Below are 19,802 nucleotides of genomic sequence, written 5' to 3'. Positions count from 1 at the left end.
GGCACACCGAGCCTAGGCGAGGTGCCGAGTGGTGGGGCAAAAGCGGAACCAATACAAGCCATCACCTAAATAACGGATATCCCCCCAATCCGCGCCCGCGCCCGCAGCGCCTCCCCAGGCAACCCCAAAGCCTCATACACCACCACCAAAGCTCGATTCGTCGGCACATCCAGCCCGTCATACCGCCGGCGCAATTCCAGCGTCTGCTGCGCCCCAAGCCAATCCCCAACCCGCAACCGTGCGTCAAGCTCCACCTGCGCAAACAAATCCCGCTGCGCATGACTCCCGCCAATCTCATTCAGCCGCGGCAACGCTATCCCCAGCTGTTCCAACGCCCGCCGGGCATCCCCCCGGGCATGCGCCAACAACCCCTCAGCCAACGGCAACGTCACTTCCCGCCAAACCGGCCGCGCTTCCACACTGTGCCTGCGCAAAGCCGCCAACAACTGATCCGCCTCAGGCTTGCCCGCCCGGGCCAATCCATACAAATACTGCACACTCAAAAATGGCTGTACCGCATCCCCAACCCGACGCTGCAGGTAGGGCGCCAACGCCTGCCACCGCTCACCCACATCAATCCCGGCCAGCTCCAGCCGCGCCAGCAATGACACCGCGCCCACCTGATCCTGGGAGTACTCCGGCAAGATCCCCCACACATGCCGGTCATAAATCTCCAGCACCCGCTGATCCTCCCCGCGCCCCAGATAAAACAACGCGAGATGCCACCAGTTATGGGTGTACATGAACGAGTTAAGCCCGTCCCAGTGCTGCTTCACGCCCTCCAGAAACCCGATGCCTTCCTCGATACGCCCCTGGGTCAGCATCACATGGGCCAATGCGTGATGGGCCCATGGCTCGGACGCCTGCAACCGCAACGCTTCAAGCGCACTGGCCTCGGCTTCCTCCAGCAAATGACACTGCTCATACGCAAACGCCAGTAGCCCGTGACTGTGGGCGATATCCGGCGCGCCGGCGGTGGCTTTCAAACCGATCCGCAGCAGCGCCGGCCAGTTGCCCCGGTTGAATTCCAGGTACTGGTTGAGCTTGGCCGCAAGCAGGTCCCGCGGATAAAGATCCAGCAGATGCTCGCTGAGGCGCAGCACTTCATCCAGCTCGTCGTTGATCCAGGCTTGCAGCACTTGCAGATACACGAGCGCCCGTGGATGCCGGGAATTCACCGCCGCCGCCCGCTGACGGTACTTCTCGGCCAGCACAGGGCCCTCGGGCGACTCGATAAACATCAGCAGCAGGCCGGCAAATCCGTTGGCCAATGCTGAGTCGGGGTCGGCATCGGCGACCGCGAGGATGCCCTCGGCACGGGGCTGATAGCCGAGAAAACCGCCGACGAAATCATCCAGGCCCTGACGGGTGGCGGGGTTGCGGGTGTCGATGGGGTTGCCCAGGTAATCCAGTGACATGCGCTTCAAACTCATGGGTTCAGATAGCGGTTAGAAGGGCAAACCTTGTGCCAGTGATGGGGCCCTCAAACTTCAAACCTTACCGTAGCAGCTGCCGAGCCTTGTCGAGGCTGCGTTGGCGGCATACCTGACACACCGCAGACGCAGCCTCGCCAAGGCTCGGCAGCTGCTACGCACAACCATTCCTCAAGAGGGCGGGCTGTTGCTTTTTCCACACTCGTCCCGGCCACTGTGGTTTTTTCATCACTGCCAAGGCCTGTGATGCCCGCAAACGCGGCCCGTCGCCCCATGGCACAGCCCTTGCTAAATCCCTGACAAAACCTTAGCCAAGGAGTCTCCATGCGCCCTTTATCTTTTCGCCGTGTCCTTTCATACCTGGGACTTGGCGCCGTGCTGCTGGCCGGCACCGCTCAGGCGCAACCCCATGACGGCGGGGTGCTGAACCTGGTGGCCCAACCCGAACCGCCGTCGCTGATGCACGGCGTGGTCAGCCACGTGTCCACCCAGTACGTCAGCGGCAAGATCCTCCAGGGCCTGCTGACCTTCGACACCGACCTGAAACCCAAACCGGTATTGGCCAAGGCCTGGACCATTTCTCCCGATGGCCTGACCTACACCTTCGATTTGCAGGACAACGTGCGCTGGCATGACGGCCACGCGTTCACCGCCGATGACGTGGTGTTCAGCTTCCAGACCTTCTACCCCGAAGTGGACAAGCGTCTGGGCGGGGTCTTCACCGAGTACGTCGACAGCATCACCGCGAAGGGCCCGCTGCAGGTGGTGTTCCAGCTCAAGAAACCCTTCGCGCCGTTGCTCTCGGCCCTGGGCAGCGGGCTGCGGCCTGTGGTGCCCAAGCACCTCTACGAGAACACTGACTTTCGCAACAACCCCTATAACCTCAAGCCTGTCGGCACCGGCCCGTTTGTGTTTGTGGAGTGGAAACGCGGCGCCTATATCAAGCTGGCAAAGAACCCCGACTACTGGAAAAAGGGCCTGCCACACCTGGATGCGATCATCTTCCACGTGATCCCGGACGGCTCGTCCCGCGCTGCGGCGTTCGAGCGCAACGACGTGCAGGTGCTGCGCAGCGGTGATGCCGACTATTCCGACCTCAAGCGCCTGACCGCCTTGCCGGACGTGCAGTCGTCGGAAAAAGGCTGGGAGCTGTATTCCGGCCTGGCCTTCCTGCAGATCAATACGCGCAAGCCGCCGCTGAACAACCCCAAGGTGCGCCAGGCGATCCTGTATGCGCTGAACCGCCAGTTCATCGTCGACAACATCTTCTTCGGTTCGGGCAAGGTTGCCCCCGGCCAGTTCGTGTCCACCTCGCCGTACCACGACCCGCAATTGCCGCAGTACACCTATGACGTGAAAAAAGCCAAGGCGCTGATTGCCGAGTCCGGCGTGGACGTGGGCGCCGTGCGGATTCGCCTGCTCAACGGCGAGAAGGGCGGTGCCTGGGAGCGCCTGGCCGAATACACCAAGCAAGCCCTGCAGCCGCTGGGCTTCAAGGTACAAGTGGTGACGTCCGACGCCGCCACCTGGTTCCAGCGCGTCAGCGACTGGGACTTCGACCTGACCTACAACTTCATCTTCCAGATCGGCGACCCGTACCTGACCAACGCCTACCTGTACCGCTCCGACTACATCCTCAAGACTTCGCCGTTTGCCAACGTCAGCGGCTACAACAGCCCCGAGGCCGATGCCCTGTGGACTCAGGTCGCCAACACCCCGGAAGGCCCGGAACGCACCAGGCTCTATAGCCAGTTGGAAAACGTGCTGAACACCGACCTGCCGATCGCGCCGATCTTCGAAATGCGCTACCCGACACTGTTCCACAAAGAGGTGAAGAACCTGCTGCAAACCGCCACCAGCCTTAACGAAGACTACGAAAGCGTCTACCTCGACGCGCCTGCACCATGAACGGGTTGCTGTATTTCAGCGGTCGCCTGCTCAAGGCACTGTTGATGATTGTGGCGGTGCTGGTGCTGGGCTTTTTACTGATCCGCCTGGCGCCGGGTGACCCGGCGCTGCTGTTGGCCGGCGAGGCGGGGGTGGATGATGTGCAGTTCATCGAACACCTGCGCCAGACCATGGGCCTGGACAAGCCGTTGCTCACGCAGTTGCTGATCTACCTAGGCAATATCGCCCATCTGGACCTGGGTTATTCCTACCGCAACCAGACCTCGGTGTGGTCGCTGATTGCCGAGCGCTTGCCGGCAACACTGGCCCTGATGGGCTCGGCATTTTTGCTCTCGTCGGTGCTTGGCGTCACCCTGGGGACGTTGGCCGCCCGGGCCCGACAGAAGCGCCACTGGCTGGATGGCGTGATCTCCCACGGCGCTTTGCTGCTGTATGCGATGCCGCCATTCTGGCTGGCAATGCTGCTGATCCTGTTGTTCTCCGTCAGCCTCGATTGGTTGCCGGCGTTTGGCATGGAAACGGTGGCACAGGACTTTTCCCTGCTCGACCGGCTCAAGCACCTGCTGCTGCCGTGCGTGTCGTTGAGCGTGCTGTTCCTCGCCTTGTATATCCACCTGACCCGCGCCGCCGTGCTCGACGCCCTTGGCCAGGAATACGTGCGCACCGCCCACGCCAAGGGCCTGCACCCGCGGCGGATTTTGTACGTGCATGTGTTGCGCAATGCGCTGTTGCCGGTGGTGACCTTTGCCGGTTTGCAACTGGGCCAGTTGGCCAGCGGCGCGTTGCTGGTGGAGGTGGTGTATTCCTGGCCGGGGATTGGTCGCTTGATGTACGACTCGCTGGCCCAGCGTGACTACGGCGTGTTGATGGGCGGTTTCCTGGTGATCTCGATTCTGGTGGTGGGCTTTAACGTGTTGACCGATGTGATCTGTCGTTTTCTCGACCCGCGTATCGGTGCAGGAGTGCAAGGCTGATGCTGGTTTTCCGACGTTTTGTGCGCCAGCCTGCGGCGTTGATCGGTGCGCTGTTTTTGCTGCTGCTGACGCTGTTGGCGATCGCCGCCCCCTGGCTGACCAGCAGCTCGCCATGGGAGATGAACAGCCAGCCGATGCTCGCGCCATTCCACGACCCGGCCCATTGGCTGGGCAGTGACCTGCTCGGTCGCGACCTCGCCAGTGGCCTGCTGTACGGCGCGCGGGTGTCCCTGGCCGTGGGGGCGCTGGCCAGCCTGGCGACCCTGGTGGTGGGCCTGCTGGTCGGCGCGGTCGCCGGCTATTTCGGTGGCTGGCTCGATGGTGTGCTGATGCGCATTGCCGAGTTCTTCCAGATCATTCCGCAACTGGTACTGGCGGTGATCCTGGTGGCGATCCTTGAGCCGTCCCTGTTCTCCATCGTGCTGGCCATCGCACTCGTAGCGTGGCCGGCGGTGGCGCGGTTGGTGCGCAGTGAGTTCCTGACCCTGCGCCAGCGCGAATTCGTGCAGGCCGCGCGGGTGCTGGGGCAGTCGCCGCTGGGGATCATCGCCCAGCAGATCCTGCCCAACGCCCTGGCGCCGCTGCTGGTGACCATGACCTTTGTCATGGCCACGGCGATCCTCACCGAAGCGGCCCTGGCGTTTCTCGGCTTGAGCGACCCGGAAGCCATGAGCTGGGGCTACATGATCAATGCCTCCCGTGGCTTGCTGCGGGACGCCTGGTGGATGAGCTTTCTGCCGGGGTTGGCGATTGTGCTGTGCGTGCTGGCGGTCAATCGAGTCGGTGAAGGTTTGCGTGTGGCCTTTGAGCCCGGGAGGTCGCTATGACGTTGTTGAGTGTTGAACATTTGCGTATCGCCTTGCCGGCCGGTGCGGATCGCAGCCATGCGCTGTATGACCTGTCGCTGCAACTGAGCAGTGGCGAATGCTTGTGTGTGGTGGGTGAATCCGGTTCCGGCAAGTCAATGCTGGCCAAGGCTTTGCTGCGCCAGTTGCCGGACCCGCTGAAGGTGGAAAGCGGGCGCCTGGTGTTTCGCGACGAAGACCTGGCCGACCGCAGCGAAGAGGCCATGCGCCAACTGCGCGGGCGGGATATCAGCATGGTATTCCAGGAACCCATGAGCGCCCTCAACCCACTGTTGCGGGTGGGCGAACAGATCGATGAAACCCTGCGCGCCCATGGCGTGGCGGCAGCACGGGTGCGGCGTCAGCGGGTGGTGGATTTGCTCGGTTATGTCGGCTTGCCCGACCCTGAGCGCTTGCGACTGGCGTATCCGTTTGAACTGTCTGGCGGGCAGCGTCAGCGGGTGGTGATCGCCATGGCCCTGGCGTTTGATCCGGCGCTGTTGATTGCCGATGAGCCGACCTCGGCGCTGGACGTGACCACCCAGGCGCAGATTCTCGACCTGCTGCGCAAGATCCAGCAGGACAAGGGCATGGCACTGTTGTTTATCACCCACGACTTTGCCGTGGTCGAGGCGATTGCCGACCGGGTGCTGGTGCTTGAGAAGGGCCGGGTGGTGGAGCAGGGCACGGCCCCGGCGGTGTTGCGTGTGCCCCGGGAAGATTACACCCGGCAGTTGTTGGCGGCGGTGTCGGCGCAACCGCTGGTGCCACGTACGCAGGTGGCTGGCCCTGTGGTGCTGAAGGCCGAAGCGCTGGGCAAGGTGTTCCGCAGCCGCAGCGGTTGGTGGGGGCGGCGTACGACTCAGGCGTTGGATGCGGTTCAGCTGCAATTGCGTGAAGGCGAGACGTTGGGGATTGTGGGGGAGTCGGGGTCGGGCAAGTCGACCCTGGGTCGGTGCCTGGTGCGTTTGCTGCGTGCTGACAGCGGGCGGATCGAGTGGTTGGGGCGGGAGGTCGCGGGGTTGTCTGAAGGGCGGCTGCGAGCGTTGCGCAGTGATGTGCAGATGATTTTCCAGGATCCGTTTGCCTCGCTCAATCCGCGGCAGACGGTGGGGCAGATTGTTATGACTGGGCCTTTGGTGCAGGGGGTTTCCAAGGCGGATGCCGAGCGGCGGGCCCGTGAGTTGCTGGGGTTGGTGGGGTTGCCGGCAGCGGCGTTTGAGCGGTTTCCTCATGAATTTTCCGGGGGGCAACGGCAGCGCATCGGCATCGCCCGGGCGTTGGCGGTGGAGCCTAAGGTGTTGATCGCTGATGAGTGTGTATCGGCGCTTGATGCGCTGATCCAGGTGCAGATTCTGGAGTTGCTGGAGTCGCTGCAGCGGCGGTTCAGGTTGAGCATTGTGTTTATTACTCATGACTTGCGGGTGGCTGCGCGGTTGTGCGACCGGATTGCGGTGATGCGTCAGGGGAGGGTGGTGGAGCAGGGGGAGACGGCGGCGCTGTTTGCTGATGCGCGGCATCCTTATACGCGGGAGTTGTTGATGGCTGAGGCCATCTGACTTGGGGTGTTGGGGTTGGGGGCATATCCGTTATTCAGGTAACGACCACCTATGGTTTCGCTCTTACAGCGAGTCACGATGCAAAAGCGGCAAAGGCGACCTGAGTGTTAGAGCAAAAGCAGAGCCGCTTTATGTGGGAGCGGGCTTGCTCGCGAAGAACCTGAGAGCGCCGCGTTGAATCAGGATGTTCGCGTTATCGTTAACGACCTTCGCGAGCAAGCCCGCTCCCACATTTGGGTCGTGTCCGCCTTTGATTTTGCTGTTGCTTCACCACACTCAACCCTTTCACTTATTGAGAAACCTCCATGCCGACCTCTTTCACCGAACTGCCAGTGATCCAGGGCCAACAACTGGAAATCCGCCCCAACCGTCACCTGAGCATCACCCATCACGCGGGCACCACCCAACCCGACACGGTAGTGTTCTTCTGCCACGGCGCCGGCGGCAACAAGGACCAGTGGCGCCACCAATGGCAATCCCTGAAAACCCAAGGCTACAGTCTGGTCGCCTGGGACCTGCTCGGCCACGGCGCCAGCGCAAAACCCCGCAACCCCGAGGCCTACGCCTGGCCCGAACTGGTCGCCGACTACCTGGAAATCCTCAGGCGCTACGGCGGCTCCCGCAACCTCATCGTCGCCCACTCCTTCGGCACTGGCCTGACCCTGAGCGCCTTGCTGGCCAAACCCGCGATCCCCATCGAAGCCGTATTGCTGCTGGGCACCCGACTGCACAGCATCAGCCGGAGCGGCGGCCTGATGCGTCTACCCGCATGGCTCCTGGAATGGCTGCGCCCACTGCTGGCCAAAGGTTTCCGCCAGGCCGCATGGAACGCCAAGGCCGACCCCGCACTGGTCGCCTACGAAGAAAAACTCACCGAGCGCAACCCGCTGTACATGTTCAAGGCCCTGATGAAAAACGTCCAATGGCCAGACGCCAATGCACTGCTCACCCTGACCCTGCCTGTGAGTGTGCTGGCCGGCGACACCGACGGCCTGACCCCGGCCAGCGGCGGCGAAGCACTCGCCCGGCATTTGCCCAATGCCGAGTATCAGTTGTTGCCCGAATGCGGCCACCAACTCATGCTGGAAAAACCCGATGAGGTATTGGCCGCATTTCAGCGCCTGCTGTCAGCTCAGCGGGACGGCAGTTTCCAGCGCTCACGGTAGAGGTCGTACTGCGCCGCCGGCAGTTGCACCAGCACCGGGTTTTCTCGCGGGTTCAGCCAGGCAAACAACGCCTGGATATTTACCGGCTCCATCGCCGTGCAGCCCAATGTTCCCGAACTGACGCTGCGCCAGATATGCAGGAAAATACACGAGCCGCCGTTGGCCAAGGCCGGTGTGTTGTGCTCGACAAAAATCCCCTGGCGGTACAGCTGGTCCTTGCGCAGCATCCGCTCGGAACTGGTCCAGTCCTTGTTCACCGCCGAGCTGTCCACCAGGGTGTTGTAATGGCTGGACTGGCTGTCATCCACGCATTCGCGGGTGGCGGTACTGGCCGCGTAAGGCAAGCGGGTGTCAGCGGTGGGGGCGTAGCCGAAGGCACCGCCGAGTTTGAAGATGCCGGCCGGGGCCTTGCCATCGCCTTCATGCTTGAGGGGCTGCTGGTCGGGGGTGGGCGTCGTAAGGCCGGTGCCCCACGCCATGCCGTTTTTACCGACCACGATGGCAAAGGGTTCGCCGACTTTCTGAAAGCCTTGCCCGTGCCGCTCATAGCGTTGTGCGGTGCCCTGGAGGGCGTTCCAGCCCGGGGTGGTGACCACGATCAGTTGCCGGCTGGTCTCGGGGATTTGCGCGAGTGCCACGTTTGAAAGCAGCGTCAGCAGCGCCGCGCAGGTTTTGATGAGCGTGTTCAACGGCGTTCAGTCCTTGAAAAGAGGGAAACCTCAAACGCTAGTTTTTGCCCCGGGCTTTATCAAGCTGAAGCTGTGTTGTGATGTTACCGCAGCGGTTCGATAGGGAAGTCCATCGGCTCGGCCCGCACCGGATTGCGGCTGTAGGTGAAGTGCCACCATTCGCCGGCATAACCGGTAAAGCCTTCCTTGGCCATCGCAGCGCTCAACCGTTGGCGATTCTGGCGTGCCGCCTGGCTGATGTGGGGGCTGTTGGTGTGGGCCATTTCGTCGAAGCAATCAAAACCGGTGCCCATGTCCAGGCCGCCATCGGGCAAGCGTCGACCGTAATCGGCGGCGCAATCCACCGCCGCGGTGTCGGCGCTCCAGGCCTGGGCGGGCAGTGCATCGGGGCCGGTCAGGGTCACGTCCACTGCCGCGCCCCGGGAGTGGTTGGAAACCTTGGCCACGTAGCCCAGGCACCAGAAATCCTGCTTGTTCACCCGGGGGTAGAACTCGGCCTTGGCCGGATCCCCCGGCAGGCTGGCGAAGCGGCCCATGTTCGCCACGGCACGGCTGGGACGATAGCAGTCGAAGACCTTCAAGCCGTAACCCTGCCTGGCCAACTCGGCCTGGACCCGTACCAGTGCCTTTGCCGCGTCGGCAGACAGCACGCATTCGGCTGCGTTGTAGCCGTCCAGCGGCGCTCCGGTGAAGTTGTGGGGGCTGGCGTAGCGAATGTCCTGGGCGATGCTCGGGTCGAGGCTGCGCAGGTAAACCATGTTGGCCGGCATCGGCGTGTCTGCCGCTACCGGCGTGGCGAGCACTATCAGGCTCAGGGCGGCAAGGGAAAGGGAAGAGTAGGGCATGGCGGGCCGGGCTCGGACGGTGGCTTAAGCGCGCCACACTAGCAATGCCCGCCCCATGCCGCCAGTGCTACGGCGCGGCGTTGGGCACAAATGCCACGCTGCCACCGTCACGCTTGTGGAACAACCGTTCACCATTGTCCGGCTGGGTAGTGATGACCTGATGATCGTTGCCCAGGTAGGCCAGCGGCGTCGGGTCATCCTTGGTGGACTGCGCGACAATAATTGTGCGCTTGGGATCAAAGGTGCGGCCGCTGGTTTTTACCAGCCAGGCCATGAACGCCGCACTGTCGCCCTGGCGCGGGAAGTCCTGGGTTTCGGCAACGTAGTAGAACGGCGTCCCGTGATTTTGCAGGTACATCGGTACCTTGTTGTCGACTTCCACCATCACCATCTGCCACTCGTTCCATGGCGCGCTTTTCACTGCTTGCGCTTGAACGTCCTCGGCGAAACGGGTCACGCCGCCATTGCCATTGGTCCACGGATACACCACCCCGAGTACCAGCAGCATCACCCCGGCAGCGATGCCGAACCCACGGTACCAACCCCGGCCGACCGTGCCTTTGCGGGCGATACGCTCACTGACCCACCACGCCGCCAGCAACTGCGCGAACGGCACCAGCGGCAGCACGTAGTAACTGCGCCGGCTGCCACTGGCGGTGAAGAACACAAACAGCAGGCCCAGCCCCCACACCAGCCAGCGGGTGTTGGGCGGGGTGTCGCGCCAATGCCGCACGGCGAGCCACAGGCCCAGCACCCAGCACGGCGCCCAGGGCAAGGTGTAGGCCGGCAGGTAGATCAGGTAGGTGTAGATCGGACCCATATGGTCGAACGGGTCGAAGAAGCGCACCACGTTTTCCCGGAACACCAGTTCCAGGCCGCTTGCACCGTAGGTCGGTGCGCCGTAGAGGTGGGACAGCACAAACGGGATCGCGTAGAACGCCCCGGCAATGATCACGGCCAGCACCAGCCGCAGGTTGAGGTGGCGTTTGTAGCGCTGTTCGCTGAGCAAGTGCGGCAGCAACACCAGGCCCGGCAGTACAAAGCCGATCAAACCCTTGAACAGTGATGTCGCCGCCAGTAACAGGAAGAACACCGTGTAGCGCCCCAGCCGCGTATCGTCCGGCCCGCGCCAATACCACCAGACGGCGGCGAGCACGCCGCATACGGTCAGCACGTCCGCCGTGGCCACCCGGGCCCAGAAGAGGAAGTAGAAGGTGGTCGCGAGCATCCAGCCGGCAATCAGGCCGGTGCCTTTGCGGAACAGTTGCTCGCCGATCAGGTACACCAGCCAGATGCTCAGCCACGCCGAGATCACCGATGACAAGCGCAACGACCACGGTCCCAGGCCGCCCATCAGGTTGGCAAACCCGGTGATCAGCCAATACGACGGCAAGGGTTTGTCGTAGTACGGGGTGCCCTTGAGGTACGGGTCGAAGTAGTCGCCGCTTTGCAGCATCTGCAGGGTGATGTTCGCCCAGCGGGTTTCCGGGCCCCACAGGTCGCGGGCGCCCAGGCCCAGCAGCAGGATCAGGGCCGACACGCCCAGGAGCAGCAGCAGGGCGCCGCGTTCGGTTTTCCAGAAGTTCATGGAGCGGTTCCGATGTGGGATGAGTGTTGAATGGGGTCACCCCACATTAGGGCGCCTGTGTTACGGCAATTGCGGGTAGATGATGATCTCCAGGTCACCCTTGTAATAACGCTTGCCCCCCAACGGCAGCTGGCCGGCTTCGCGCATTTCGCTGGTGCTCCTGACCCGCATCAGCACGCCCACCGAACCTTGCTGGCGCGCCTGCTTGAGCCAGGCTTGAACGCTGTCCAGATCCACCTTGCGGTGCATCGAGTCGGCGTATTGCAGGCCGTAGCGTAGTTCGCCTTCAGTGTTGTAGAGCGTCACTTCGGGCCGGCGCAGGCGCCATGCCAGGGCCGACGCCGATTCCAGTTCGTTGCTCAGCAGCGCTTGGGTCTTTTGGAGCTCGTCCAGGTGCTGGAGCACGAACTGGTCAGGCATTTGGTTATCTTCGACCACCGCCGGCATGCCGGCGGGCAACAGCGCCACCAGCAGGCCAATGCCCAACGCCGGCATCGCCCACAGCGCCAGTGGGCGGAAGGCCTGAAGCAGGTTGGCGAGCATCCAGCCCATCAGCACGATGAACGTCAGGGACAGGTTGAACATCTCGCTGTGGCTGTTGCCGTACATCGGCCGGTCGATTTGCAGGTAGATCAGCGTCACCATCGCCGCGAGGCCGATGCCCAGGTTGAGCAGGCCATTGACGCGCAGCGTGCGGGTGCGGGCGTTGGCCAGCAGGTCGATCAACGCATGGCCCATCAGCAGCGCCAGCGGCAGCAGGCACGGCATGATGTAGGTCGGCAGCTTGCCGTTGCTCAGGCTGAAAAAGCCCAGGGGCAGCAGCAACCACAGCGCCAGGAAGACGATGGCCGGTTGGCGCTTTTCCTTCCAGGCCTTGCACAGTGTCGCCGGCAGCAGCGCCGCCCATGGCAGGCACGACACCACCATCAGCGGCAGGTAGAACCACCAGGGACGTGCATGCTGGGCATTGTCGGAGGCGAACCGGCGGATGTGCTCGTGCCAGAAGAAGAAACGCCAGTAGTCCGGTTCCTGCAGGTGGATCGTCAGCGCCCAGGGCAGGCACACCACGGCCGCCACCAGAATCGCCAGCGGCCCGTAGCGCAGCAGTTCCCCCAGGCGACGTTGCCAGAGCATGTAAGGCAGGGCGATCAGCACCGGCAGCAACCACGCCAGGAAACCCTTGGTCATGAAACCCATGCCGCAGGCCACACCCAACAACGTCCAGCTGGCGAGGCGGGCACGGGGGGTGGAGCTGTCGAGGGCAAACCACAGCGCCGCCAGGCTCAGGTTGACCCAAAAGGTGAATTGCGGATCCAGGTTGGAATAACCGGCTTGCCCGGCCACCAGGCCGAAACTCATGTAGAGCAGCGCGCAGGCGAAGCTCTTGCGCGGGTCGTTCCACAGCCGGCGGGCGATCAGGTAGGCGAGCACGACGCTCAGGCCGGTGGTCAGGGCGGAAGCGATGCGCACGCCGAACAGGTTTTCACCGAACAACGCCTGGCCCAGTGCAATGAGCCAGTAGCCGGCTGCGGGTTTTTCGAAATAGCGCACGCCCATGAAGTGCGGTGCCACCCAGTTGCCGCTCATGAGCATTTCCTGGCTGATCTGGGCGTAGCGGGTTTCGTCAGGGATCCATAGGCCATGCAGGCCCAGTGGCAGTAGATAGAACATCACGAATGCCAGTAGTAATACGGGCAATGGTTTAAGGCGGGTCATGAATATTGCACTCTCAAGCGGTATTGACGGTAGATCAGCGCGAGCGCTGGATCAGCCATGCGCGAGGGGTGGAGGGTGGTCTTGGTCGGGTAAAAATGCGGCACAGAAAGTTATTCCTTGAACAGTCTGTTAGTGGGGGGGGGGGGCGAAACTGAATATCCCTGTGCCCCAGTCAAGCTCGTTAAACGTGTGGCGTCCAATAAGTCATCGAAGGTCATCGTCATGTTGTTAACTTGTGAAAAGTTAGTGAGCTAATAAATTTTTGACAAAAATTCAATTAAAACCATAGACGATGCCACGGTCTGGCTGTCTTTTTGCTGAACGAACTTGAATGATTAAATGTTAAGAAGTGTTCTAAAGTTGTTTAAGCACGGCGGCCCAGTCCTTACTGTTCAAAATACCCAGCGCCTTGAACTTGCCATCGGGCAGCAGCTTTACAAACAATGCACTGCCGTATTCAGCATGGGCAGCGTGTGAGTAGCCCAATGCCTCCTCGAAGTCGCTGATGCAGGCGCTGTGGGTGACCACCAGCAGGTTGCGGTCCGCGTGTTTATGCGGGCGCAGTTCCTCGCCGATGGCAGGGCCGCAGATGGCCAGGGGGCCGGGTGACAGTTCGGCCTTGCCGAACATGAAAAGCGAGGTCTGCGCGGTACGGGTGGTGGGGCTGCTCAGTACGTCGGTGTTTTCCATGCCCAGGGTCTGGAAGGCCTTGCCCACGGCACTGGCAGACAACGAGCCGAGCGTGGTCAGGCCGTCTGCCGGGCCCAGGCAAGGGTTGTTGGAGCGGTCACAGCGTTCCTCATGGCGGACCAGCACCACCAGGTCTCCGTTACGCCAGGCTTCCAGGGTTCCGGAGGTGAGCAGGCGGTGGCCCACGCCCAGGTCCAGCGGCGATCTTGGCCACCAGATGAACGCCGTTACTGCCAGGCTGATCATCACGATACCTGCCACGCCCAGCCACAGTTTGTTCAGCTGTTTTACAAATGCCCAGCGCGAGCGAGACTTGCTCAGGGTCAGGTCAACCACACTATTCACCATTGGTAACTTCCAGGCGTTAATCCGGTAACTGGCAGCGGCAAGTTAGGCAGGCGCCAAGTGAGTAGCGCTGATGCAGGAATATGCAAAAGCGTGTCACAGGGGCGCTGTCTTTTTGCTGAACATACCGATATAAAAAATTGTTCACTTGCACTAACGGGCGTTTGAAATAACCAGCCTGTTATCTGCCCATGGACGGCAATTTAAAGTGCTGCAGGTGGCGGCCGAGTGAAATCAATGTGAAAAATTTGCGGTGAGTCATGGGGCGCTCCTTTTGCCCATGGTTGTGACATAAAAATGTGACAACCGTTATTCTCGGCCTCAGTCCAGAGGCAGGTGGGGAATGGCGATGCTGCAGGTACAAGGGGTGTTTAAAAGCTATGGCACGCCGCAGGGGCCACTGGCCGTGCTGGCGGGTGTCGACCTTTACCTGGGAGAGCGTAGCAGTCTTGCGCTGATGGGCGAGTCCGGGAGTGGAAAAAGTACCTTGCTCCACCTGGTGGCCGGGCTCGACCAGGTCGACCGTGGCCGCATCCAGGTCGGCGATCAGCACCTGGATCAGATGAGCGAAGCGCAGTTGGCCCACTGGCGGCGCACCGAAATCGGCCTGGTGTTCCAGCAGTTCAACCTGATCGGCAGCCTGCGGGTGGAAGACAACCTGGCCTTCCAGGCGCGCCTGGCCGGGCGCCTCGATCCGGCGTGGCAAGCGCAGCTTGTGGAGCGACTCGGCCTGGGTGACTTGCTCAGGCGTTACCCCGAACAACTGTCCGGCGGCCAGCAGCAACGGGTAGCGGTAGGGCGAGCCCTGGCATCGCGCCCCGGCTTGCTGCTGGCGGACGAACCCACCGGTAACCTCGACGAAGGCACCAGTGACGAAGTGCTGCAACTGCTGCTGGACCTGCTGCGGGACAGCCCGACCAGTTTGCTGATGGTCACCCACAGCCCGCGCATCGCGGCGCGCCTTGACCAGCAGGTGGTGTTGCATCGCGGCCAGGTACTCGCTGCGGACGCCCGCTGACATGCGGGTCTTCTATTGGACACTGCGCGCGCTGCTCAGCCATTGGCGTCGCCACCCTGTGCAATTCTTCAGTGTGCTCACTGGCCTGTGGCTGGCCACCGCGCTGTTGACCGGCGTGCAAGCCCTCAACAGCCAGGCGCGGGACAGCTACGCGCGGGCCAGCCAGCTGATCGGCGGCGAACCCCAGGCCAGCCTCAGTGCGCCGGACGGTGCGAGCTTCCCCCAGGCGCTGTTTGCCGACCTGCGCCGCGCCGGGTGGCCGGTGTCGCCGGTGGTGCAGGGCCGCGTGCAGCTCAAGGGCCATGAAGACCAGCGCCTGCAAGTGATGGGCATCGACCCGGTGTCGTTGCCCGGCGGTGGCGCGCTGGCCGGGCAGACCCTGGACCGGGCGCAGATGGTCGCGTTCTTCAACCCGCCGGGACGCACCTGGATCGCGCCGCAGACCTTGCAGTCTCTGGGCCTGAAAGAGGGCGACCAGCCGCTGACAGCCGCCGGGCTCGCGCTGCCGCCACTGCATGTTCAAGCGGACATGGCCCCTGGCGTATTGCTGACCGATATCGGCTTCGCCCAACCGCTGCTGGACATGCCCCAACGCCTGTCGCGGTTGCTGCTGGACAGGGCCTTTGCCGCCGCGCATCCCGCCCTGCCGCCGGAACTGGGCGCGCAACTGCAGCTCAAGCAGGCCGAGGAAAACAACCTCGCGCGCCTCACTGAAAGCTTCCATCTGAACCTCGATGCGCTGGGCTTTCTGTCCTTTGTGGTGGGCCTGTTTATCGTGCATGCCGCCATCGGCCTGGCGCTGGAGCAGCGGCGCGGCCTGCTGCGAACCTTGCGGGCGTGCGGGGTCAGTGCGCGGATGCTGATCCTCAGCCTGGCGGTGGAACTCGGTGGCCTGGCCGTGCTGGGTGGCCTGGCGGGCGTGGCCAGCGGGTACTTGCTGGCCAGCCTGTTGCTGCCGGATGTAGCCGCCAGCTTGCGCGGCCTGTATGGCGCCGAGTTGCCCGGCCAACTGAGCCTCAGCCCGCTGTGGTGGCTCAGTGGCCTGGGCCTGGGTTTGCTCGGCGCGTTGCTCGCCGGGGCCAGCAGCCTGTGGCGGGCGGCGCGTTTGCCGCTGCTGGCGCTGGCCAATGCCCAGGCCTGGCACCAGGCCCATGGGCGCTGGCTGCGACGCCAGGGCTGGGTGGCGGGTTCGGCCTTACTGGTTGCGCTGTTGGCACTGGTATTTGGCGACAGCCTGGCCAGTGGTTTTGTATTGATGGCGGCCTTGTTGCTGGGCGCTGCGCTGGGCTTGCCGGTGGTGCTCAATGGCGTGCTCAAGGCGGTATTGGGGCGCAGCCGTTCGGTGCTGGGGCAATGGTTTCTCGCCGATTGCCGCCAGCAGTTGCCGGCCCTGAGCCTGGCGCTGATGGCCTTGCTGCTGGCGTTGGCCGCCAATATCGGCGCGGGCTCGATGACCTCGGGCTTTCGCCAGACCTTCAACAACTGGCTGGAACAACGCCTGACCGCCGAGTTGTACCTCAACCCGCAAAACCCGGCCCAGGCCGAGGCGCTGCAAACCTGGCTGGTGCAGCAGCCCCTGGTGCAGACAGTGCTGCCGACCTGGCAGGTTGCGGTGCAGTTGCAGGGGTGGCCGGCTGACCTGTTCGGCGTGGTCGACGACCCTACTTATCGCCAGCATTGGCCGTTGCTGGAAGCGGCGACGGACCCATGGGGCCAGTTGCTGCAGGACGACAGCCTGATGCTCAGTGAGCAAATGGCACGCCGGCTCAAGGTGCGGCTGGGCGATGTGGTCAGCATCCCCACGCCCCAAGGTCCATGGTCGCCGAAGGTCGTGGGGATTTATGCCGACTACGGCAACCCCAAGGGCCACTTGCTGGTGAATTCGCGGCACCTGTTACAGCACTGGCCGGGATTGTCGCCGGCGCGTTTCAACCTGCGGGTTTTGCCGGGCAACGTGCCGCCGCTGGTGCGTGCAGTACAGGAACGGTTTGCCCTCGAAGACAGCCGCATCGTCGACCAGCAGCAGCTCAAGGGCTGGTCGAGCCAGGTATTCGAACGAACTTTTGCCGCCACCGCCGCCCTTAACAGCCTGACCCTGGGCGTCGCCGGCGTGGCGTTGTTTATCAGCCTGCTGACCCAGAGCCAAAGCCGCCTCGGCCAGTTGGCGCCGTTGTGGGCGCTGGGCGTGACGCGCCGCCAATTGATGCTGCTCAACCTCGGCCAGACCTGGTTGCTGGCGGTGCTGACCCTGGTGCTGGCGTTGCCGCTGGGCTTGCTGCTGGCGTGGTGCCTGGACGTGGTGATCAACGTCCAGGCCTTCGGCTGGCGCCTGCCGTTGCAGGTGTTCCCGGGGCAACTGGCGCAACTGCTGGGCCTGGCGATGCTGGCCACCTTGCTGGCTTCGGCCTGGCCGTTGTGGCAGCTGTACCGCAGTCGCCCGGCGGATTTGCTGAGGACCTTTGCCAATGAAGATTAAGTGCCTGCTATGGGCGACGTTCCTGCTGCTGGGCGCCTGCGACAAACCACCTGCACCTGAAGAAAGCTTCGCCGGACTGGGCAGCCAGGCCGCGGACTTTGCCCAGGTGGTGCCCGGCAAGGTCTTCAGCTTTCCCCAGGACCATGGCCCCCATGACGGCTATCGCATCGAATGGTGGTACCTCACCGCCAACCTGAAGGATGCCGAGGGCAATGCCTACGGCGTGCAATGGACGCTGTTTCGCAACGCACTCAAGGCCGGCCCGACACAACCGGGCTGGCACGACTCTACGATCTGGCTCGGCCACGCCGCCGTCACCTCGGCCACCCGCCATTACGCCAGCGAACGCTACGCCCGCGGCGGCGTGGGGCAGGCAGGGGCCCAGGCGGTGCCGTTCAATGCCTGGATCGATGACTGGAATTTCGCCACCCGCCCCGGTGCAGCCAGCCCCCTGGCGGACATGCAACTCAAGGCTGCAGGCGAGCATTTCAACTACGACCTGCACCTGACCTCCAGCCGCCCGCTGGTGCTCCAGGGGGATAATGGCTACAGCCGCAAGTCCGACCAGGGCCAGGCGTCGTACTACTACAGCCAGCCGTTTTTCCAGGCAGATGGCCGCGTGACCATCGATGGAAAATCTTACCAAGTCACCGGCAACGCCTGGCTCGATCGCGAATGGAGCAGCCAGCCCCTGACCGCCAGCCAGACTGGCTGGGACTGGTTCTCCCTGCACCTGGACAGTGGCGAGCAATTGATGCTGTTTCGGGTGCGGCAGAAAGACGGACCGTCCTACCTGACCGGCACCTGGATCGACAAAGAGGGCCACACACAGACCCTGCACAACCAGGATATTCAACTGACGCCGCTGGGCACGACTGCCATTGATGGGCGGAGCATTCCCACCCAGTGGTCATTGAAGATCCCGGGCAAACATCTGGATATCACCACGGAAGCGGTCAACCCAAAGGCCTGGATGAACCTGAGCATTCCTTACTGGGAGGGGCCGGTGAAATTTCAGGGTGGGGTGGGGTATCTGGAGATGACGGGGTATTGAGTCCGACGATTTTTTGTAGGCCTTGATTACCTGCCAGGTAGGTGATTTCCCAAATGTAATTTCAGCTGTTCCAACCTTGTGTCCGGGCCGTGTTCGCCTGCCTATATTCCTGCGCCATATCCATTACATCAGGGATGTAAGTGATGGCGCAGGGATACATCAATGACCGCACCACGGACTACCTCAGTTTGAAATCCCGGTTACTGACCGGGGCCAGTGGGCAACTTTCCGATCAATTCGACGCGTTGAACCTGCATTTGCGTCAGGCAAGCCTGGTGACGCCGGGGCAGATGGTGATCGTTCCCGATGCCTACGCTGTGGCTTGCACTACTGATGATGCATGGTTGATGCGCCATGCCCAGGAGATTCAGCGCAATCTGGAGTTGGATGCCTCGGCTGGGGCGGCGGTGATCAATAACTATGATCTATTCCAGAGTTTATTGGCTTATAGCTCGGTGGGAGTCGGCAGTTCGACGGCGGCCTGGGGGCGACACCTGGACGAGGTTCAGCGCACTCTGGAAGAAATTGAGCGTTTGCATCAACAACTCAAGGATGGAGCCTTGAATAAGAAAGCGTTTATCCAGAAGCGGCAGATGTTGTTCCGGCGCTTGGATACTCAACTTCAAGGTGCGGCGCGATTTGGCACGAGCCTGAAAACCAATAAGTCACTGAAAAAAGTACTGGGTATTTCCACCAAGAGTTATCTGCACAAGAGTGAAATCGTGGGCTATACGCAGCGGATTCGCAGCATTGCCGAGACGTCGAGGTTTTTGGGCAAGGGGACGTATGTGGGGTTGGCGTTGGATGTGGGTGTGGCGGGGTTGGAGATCAAGGAAGCATGTATGGAGGGGCGGGAGGCGATGTGTAGGCGGGCGAAGTATGTGGAGGGTGGGAAGTTGGTGGGCGGGGTAGGCGGGGCCGCTATTGGAGGGACTCTGGGGGCTGCGCTCGGGAGACGTTTATGCGGGATAGTCATGGGGGTTGCGGTGAAAGGGCAGGGTGCGCTGGTCTGCGGGATCATCGGCGGTGCTGCCGGAGGTTATGCCGCCGGGAGTACGTTTGGGCGTGCCGGTGAATGGGGTGGAGAAATGATGGGTGACCTGATGTATCAGCCTGATGGGGCTTGATCATGTCTTATTATGATTTTTTCACTGTTACGTTGCTTTTATGGATGCTTATCAACTTGGGACTGTTGCTCTTCGTCGCGTACAGAAAACTCGATGAGTTGGAAAGCTATTTCACCGAAAACGAGGCCGTTCAACGCACCAAGCGTTTTTGGCGCAGGAATCTGCCGATCGACAAAACCATGCGAATGGTTGTGATCGTCGAGCTGCTGTCCATGCCAAAACGCCATTTGAAAAAGGGCGAGGTAACTGAGGCAGAGTTGACGTCCGTCCCCGTGGCCCTGAAGCGATGGGCAGTATGGCCCTATTACGGCGGAATGGTTTTGATGGTCCTGGCAATCATTTGGGAGGTCTGGTCCAAGCCATAGCCGA

At 62.3% G+C, this 19,802-nt stretch carries 16 protein-coding genes; 10 read left to right on the top strand and 6 right to left on the bottom strand.

All coding sequences use genetic code 11. The features are described 5' to 3' along the window. Positions 1 to 65: 65 nt before the first annotated feature. Positions 66 to 1,418 (bottom strand): tetratricopeptide repeat protein, encoded by a 1,353-nt coding sequence (locus HX807_RS27765; protein ID WP_177037286.1) that lies wholly within the window; start codon positions 1,416 to 1,418, stop codon positions 66 to 68. A gap of 339 nt (positions 1,419 to 1,757) precedes the next feature. On the opposite strand from HX807_RS27765, the gene HX807_RS27760 reads away from it, so the two are divergent. From HX807_RS27760 to HX807_RS27740, 5 genes are all read left to right on the top strand, one after another. Beyond that, positions 1,758 to 3,341, top strand: a complete 1,584-nt coding sequence (locus tag HX807_RS27760) for an ABC transporter substrate-binding protein (protein WP_177051756.1) — start codon at positions 1,758 to 1,760, stop codon at positions 3,339 to 3,341. Beyond that, positions 3,338 to 4,315, top strand: coding sequence for an ABC transporter permease (locus HX807_RS27755; RefSeq protein WP_087693384.1), 978 nt, complete (start codon positions 3,338 to 3,340; stop codon positions 4,313 to 4,315). Before HX807_RS27760 ends, HX807_RS27755 begins: the two co-directional genes overlap by 4 nt. Next, entirely contained in the window at positions 4,315 to 5,142 is an 828-nt protein-coding gene (locus HX807_RS27750; protein ID WP_003210288.1) for an ABC transporter permease, read from the top strand. Before HX807_RS27755 ends, HX807_RS27750 begins: the two co-directional genes overlap by 1 nt. Beyond that, positions 5,139 to 6,719, top strand: a complete 1,581-nt coding sequence (locus tag HX807_RS27745) for an ABC transporter ATP-binding protein (RefSeq protein ID WP_177051754.1) — start codon at positions 5,139 to 5,141, stop codon at positions 6,717 to 6,719. Before HX807_RS27750 ends, HX807_RS27745 begins: the two co-directional genes overlap by 4 nt. A gap of 305 nt (positions 6,720 to 7,024) precedes the next feature. Then, positions 7,025 to 7,885 (top strand): alpha/beta fold hydrolase, encoded by an 861-nt coding sequence (locus tag HX807_RS27740; protein WP_177051752.1) that lies wholly within the window; start codon positions 7,025 to 7,027, stop codon positions 7,883 to 7,885. Here HX807_RS27740 and HX807_RS27735 read toward each other — a convergent pair. From HX807_RS27735 to HX807_RS27715, 5 genes are all read right to left on the bottom strand, one after another. Next, complete coding sequence (locus HX807_RS27735) at positions 7,852 to 8,574, bottom strand: L,D-transpeptidase (RefSeq protein ID WP_177051750.1); 723 nt, start codon at positions 8,572 to 8,574, stop codon at positions 7,852 to 7,854. The genes HX807_RS27740 and HX807_RS27735 overlap by 34 nt on opposite strands. Positions 8,575 to 8,657: 83 nt before the next feature. Then, the gene (locus HX807_RS27730; protein ID WP_177051747.1) at positions 8,658 to 9,419 is read right to left on the bottom strand and encodes a M15 family metallopeptidase; all 762 of its coding nucleotides are present in this window, start codon (positions 9,417 to 9,419) and stop codon (positions 8,658 to 8,660) included. Positions 9,420 to 9,486: 67 nt separating this feature from the next. Further along, positions 9,487 to 11,007, bottom strand: coding sequence for a glycosyltransferase family 39 protein (locus HX807_RS27725; RefSeq protein WP_177051745.1), 1,521 nt, complete (start codon positions 11,005 to 11,007; stop codon positions 9,487 to 9,489). A 60-nt stretch (positions 11,008 to 11,067) separates the two neighbouring features. Continuing rightward, positions 11,068 to 12,723: a lipid IV(A) 4-amino-4-deoxy-L-arabinosyltransferase gene (gene arnT / locus HX807_RS27720; RefSeq protein WP_177051743.1), complete on the bottom strand. Its 1,656-nt coding sequence runs from the start codon at positions 12,721 to 12,723 to the stop codon at positions 11,068 to 11,070. A 354-nt stretch (positions 12,724 to 13,077) separates the two neighbouring features. After that, entirely contained in the window at positions 13,078 to 13,761 is a 684-nt protein-coding gene (locus HX807_RS27715; protein WP_003210274.1) for a histidine phosphatase family protein, read from the bottom strand. 346 nt (positions 13,762 to 14,107) lie between these two features. Between HX807_RS27715 and HX807_RS27710 the strand changes: the two genes are divergently transcribed. The 5 genes from HX807_RS27710 to HX807_RS27690 all read left to right on the top strand — a co-directional run bounded on the left by HX807_RS27710 (position 14,108) and on the right by HX807_RS27690 (position 19,798). Further along, positions 14,108 to 14,776, top strand: a complete 669-nt coding sequence (locus HX807_RS27710; protein WP_177051741.1) for an ABC transporter ATP-binding protein — start codon at positions 14,108 to 14,110, stop codon at positions 14,774 to 14,776. A 1-nt stretch (position 14,777) separates the two neighbouring features. Further along, positions 14,778 to 17,252 (top strand): FtsX-like permease family protein, encoded by a 2,475-nt coding sequence (locus HX807_RS27705; protein ID WP_177051739.1) that lies wholly within the window; start codon positions 14,778 to 14,780, stop codon positions 17,250 to 17,252. Next, positions 17,242 to 18,306: a lipocalin-like domain-containing protein gene (locus HX807_RS27700; protein WP_102606242.1), complete on the top strand. Its 1,065-nt coding sequence runs from the start codon at positions 17,242 to 17,244 to the stop codon at positions 18,304 to 18,306. The genes HX807_RS27705 and HX807_RS27700 overlap by 11 nt, the downstream gene beginning before the upstream one ends. Positions 18,307 to 18,449: 143 nt before the next feature. Further along, on the top strand, positions 18,450 to 19,433 hold the full coding sequence (locus HX807_RS27695) for a hypothetical protein (protein WP_003210266.1): 984 nt from the start codon (positions 18,450 to 18,452) through the stop codon (positions 19,431 to 19,433). 2 nt (positions 19,434 to 19,435) lie between these two features. Then, complete coding sequence (locus HX807_RS27690) at positions 19,436 to 19,798, top strand: hypothetical protein (RefSeq protein WP_003210265.1); 363 nt, start codon at positions 19,436 to 19,438, stop codon at positions 19,796 to 19,798. Positions 19,799 to 19,802 lie beyond the last annotated feature (4 nt).

This window comes from Pseudomonas sp. D8002 (assembly GCF_013385695.1).
Lineage (GTDB): Bacteria > Pseudomonadota > Gammaproteobacteria > Pseudomonadales > Pseudomonadaceae > Aquipseudomonas.
Note: the sequence above shows the minus strand (reverse complement) of the source record. Positions and strands in the feature narration are given on the sequence as shown.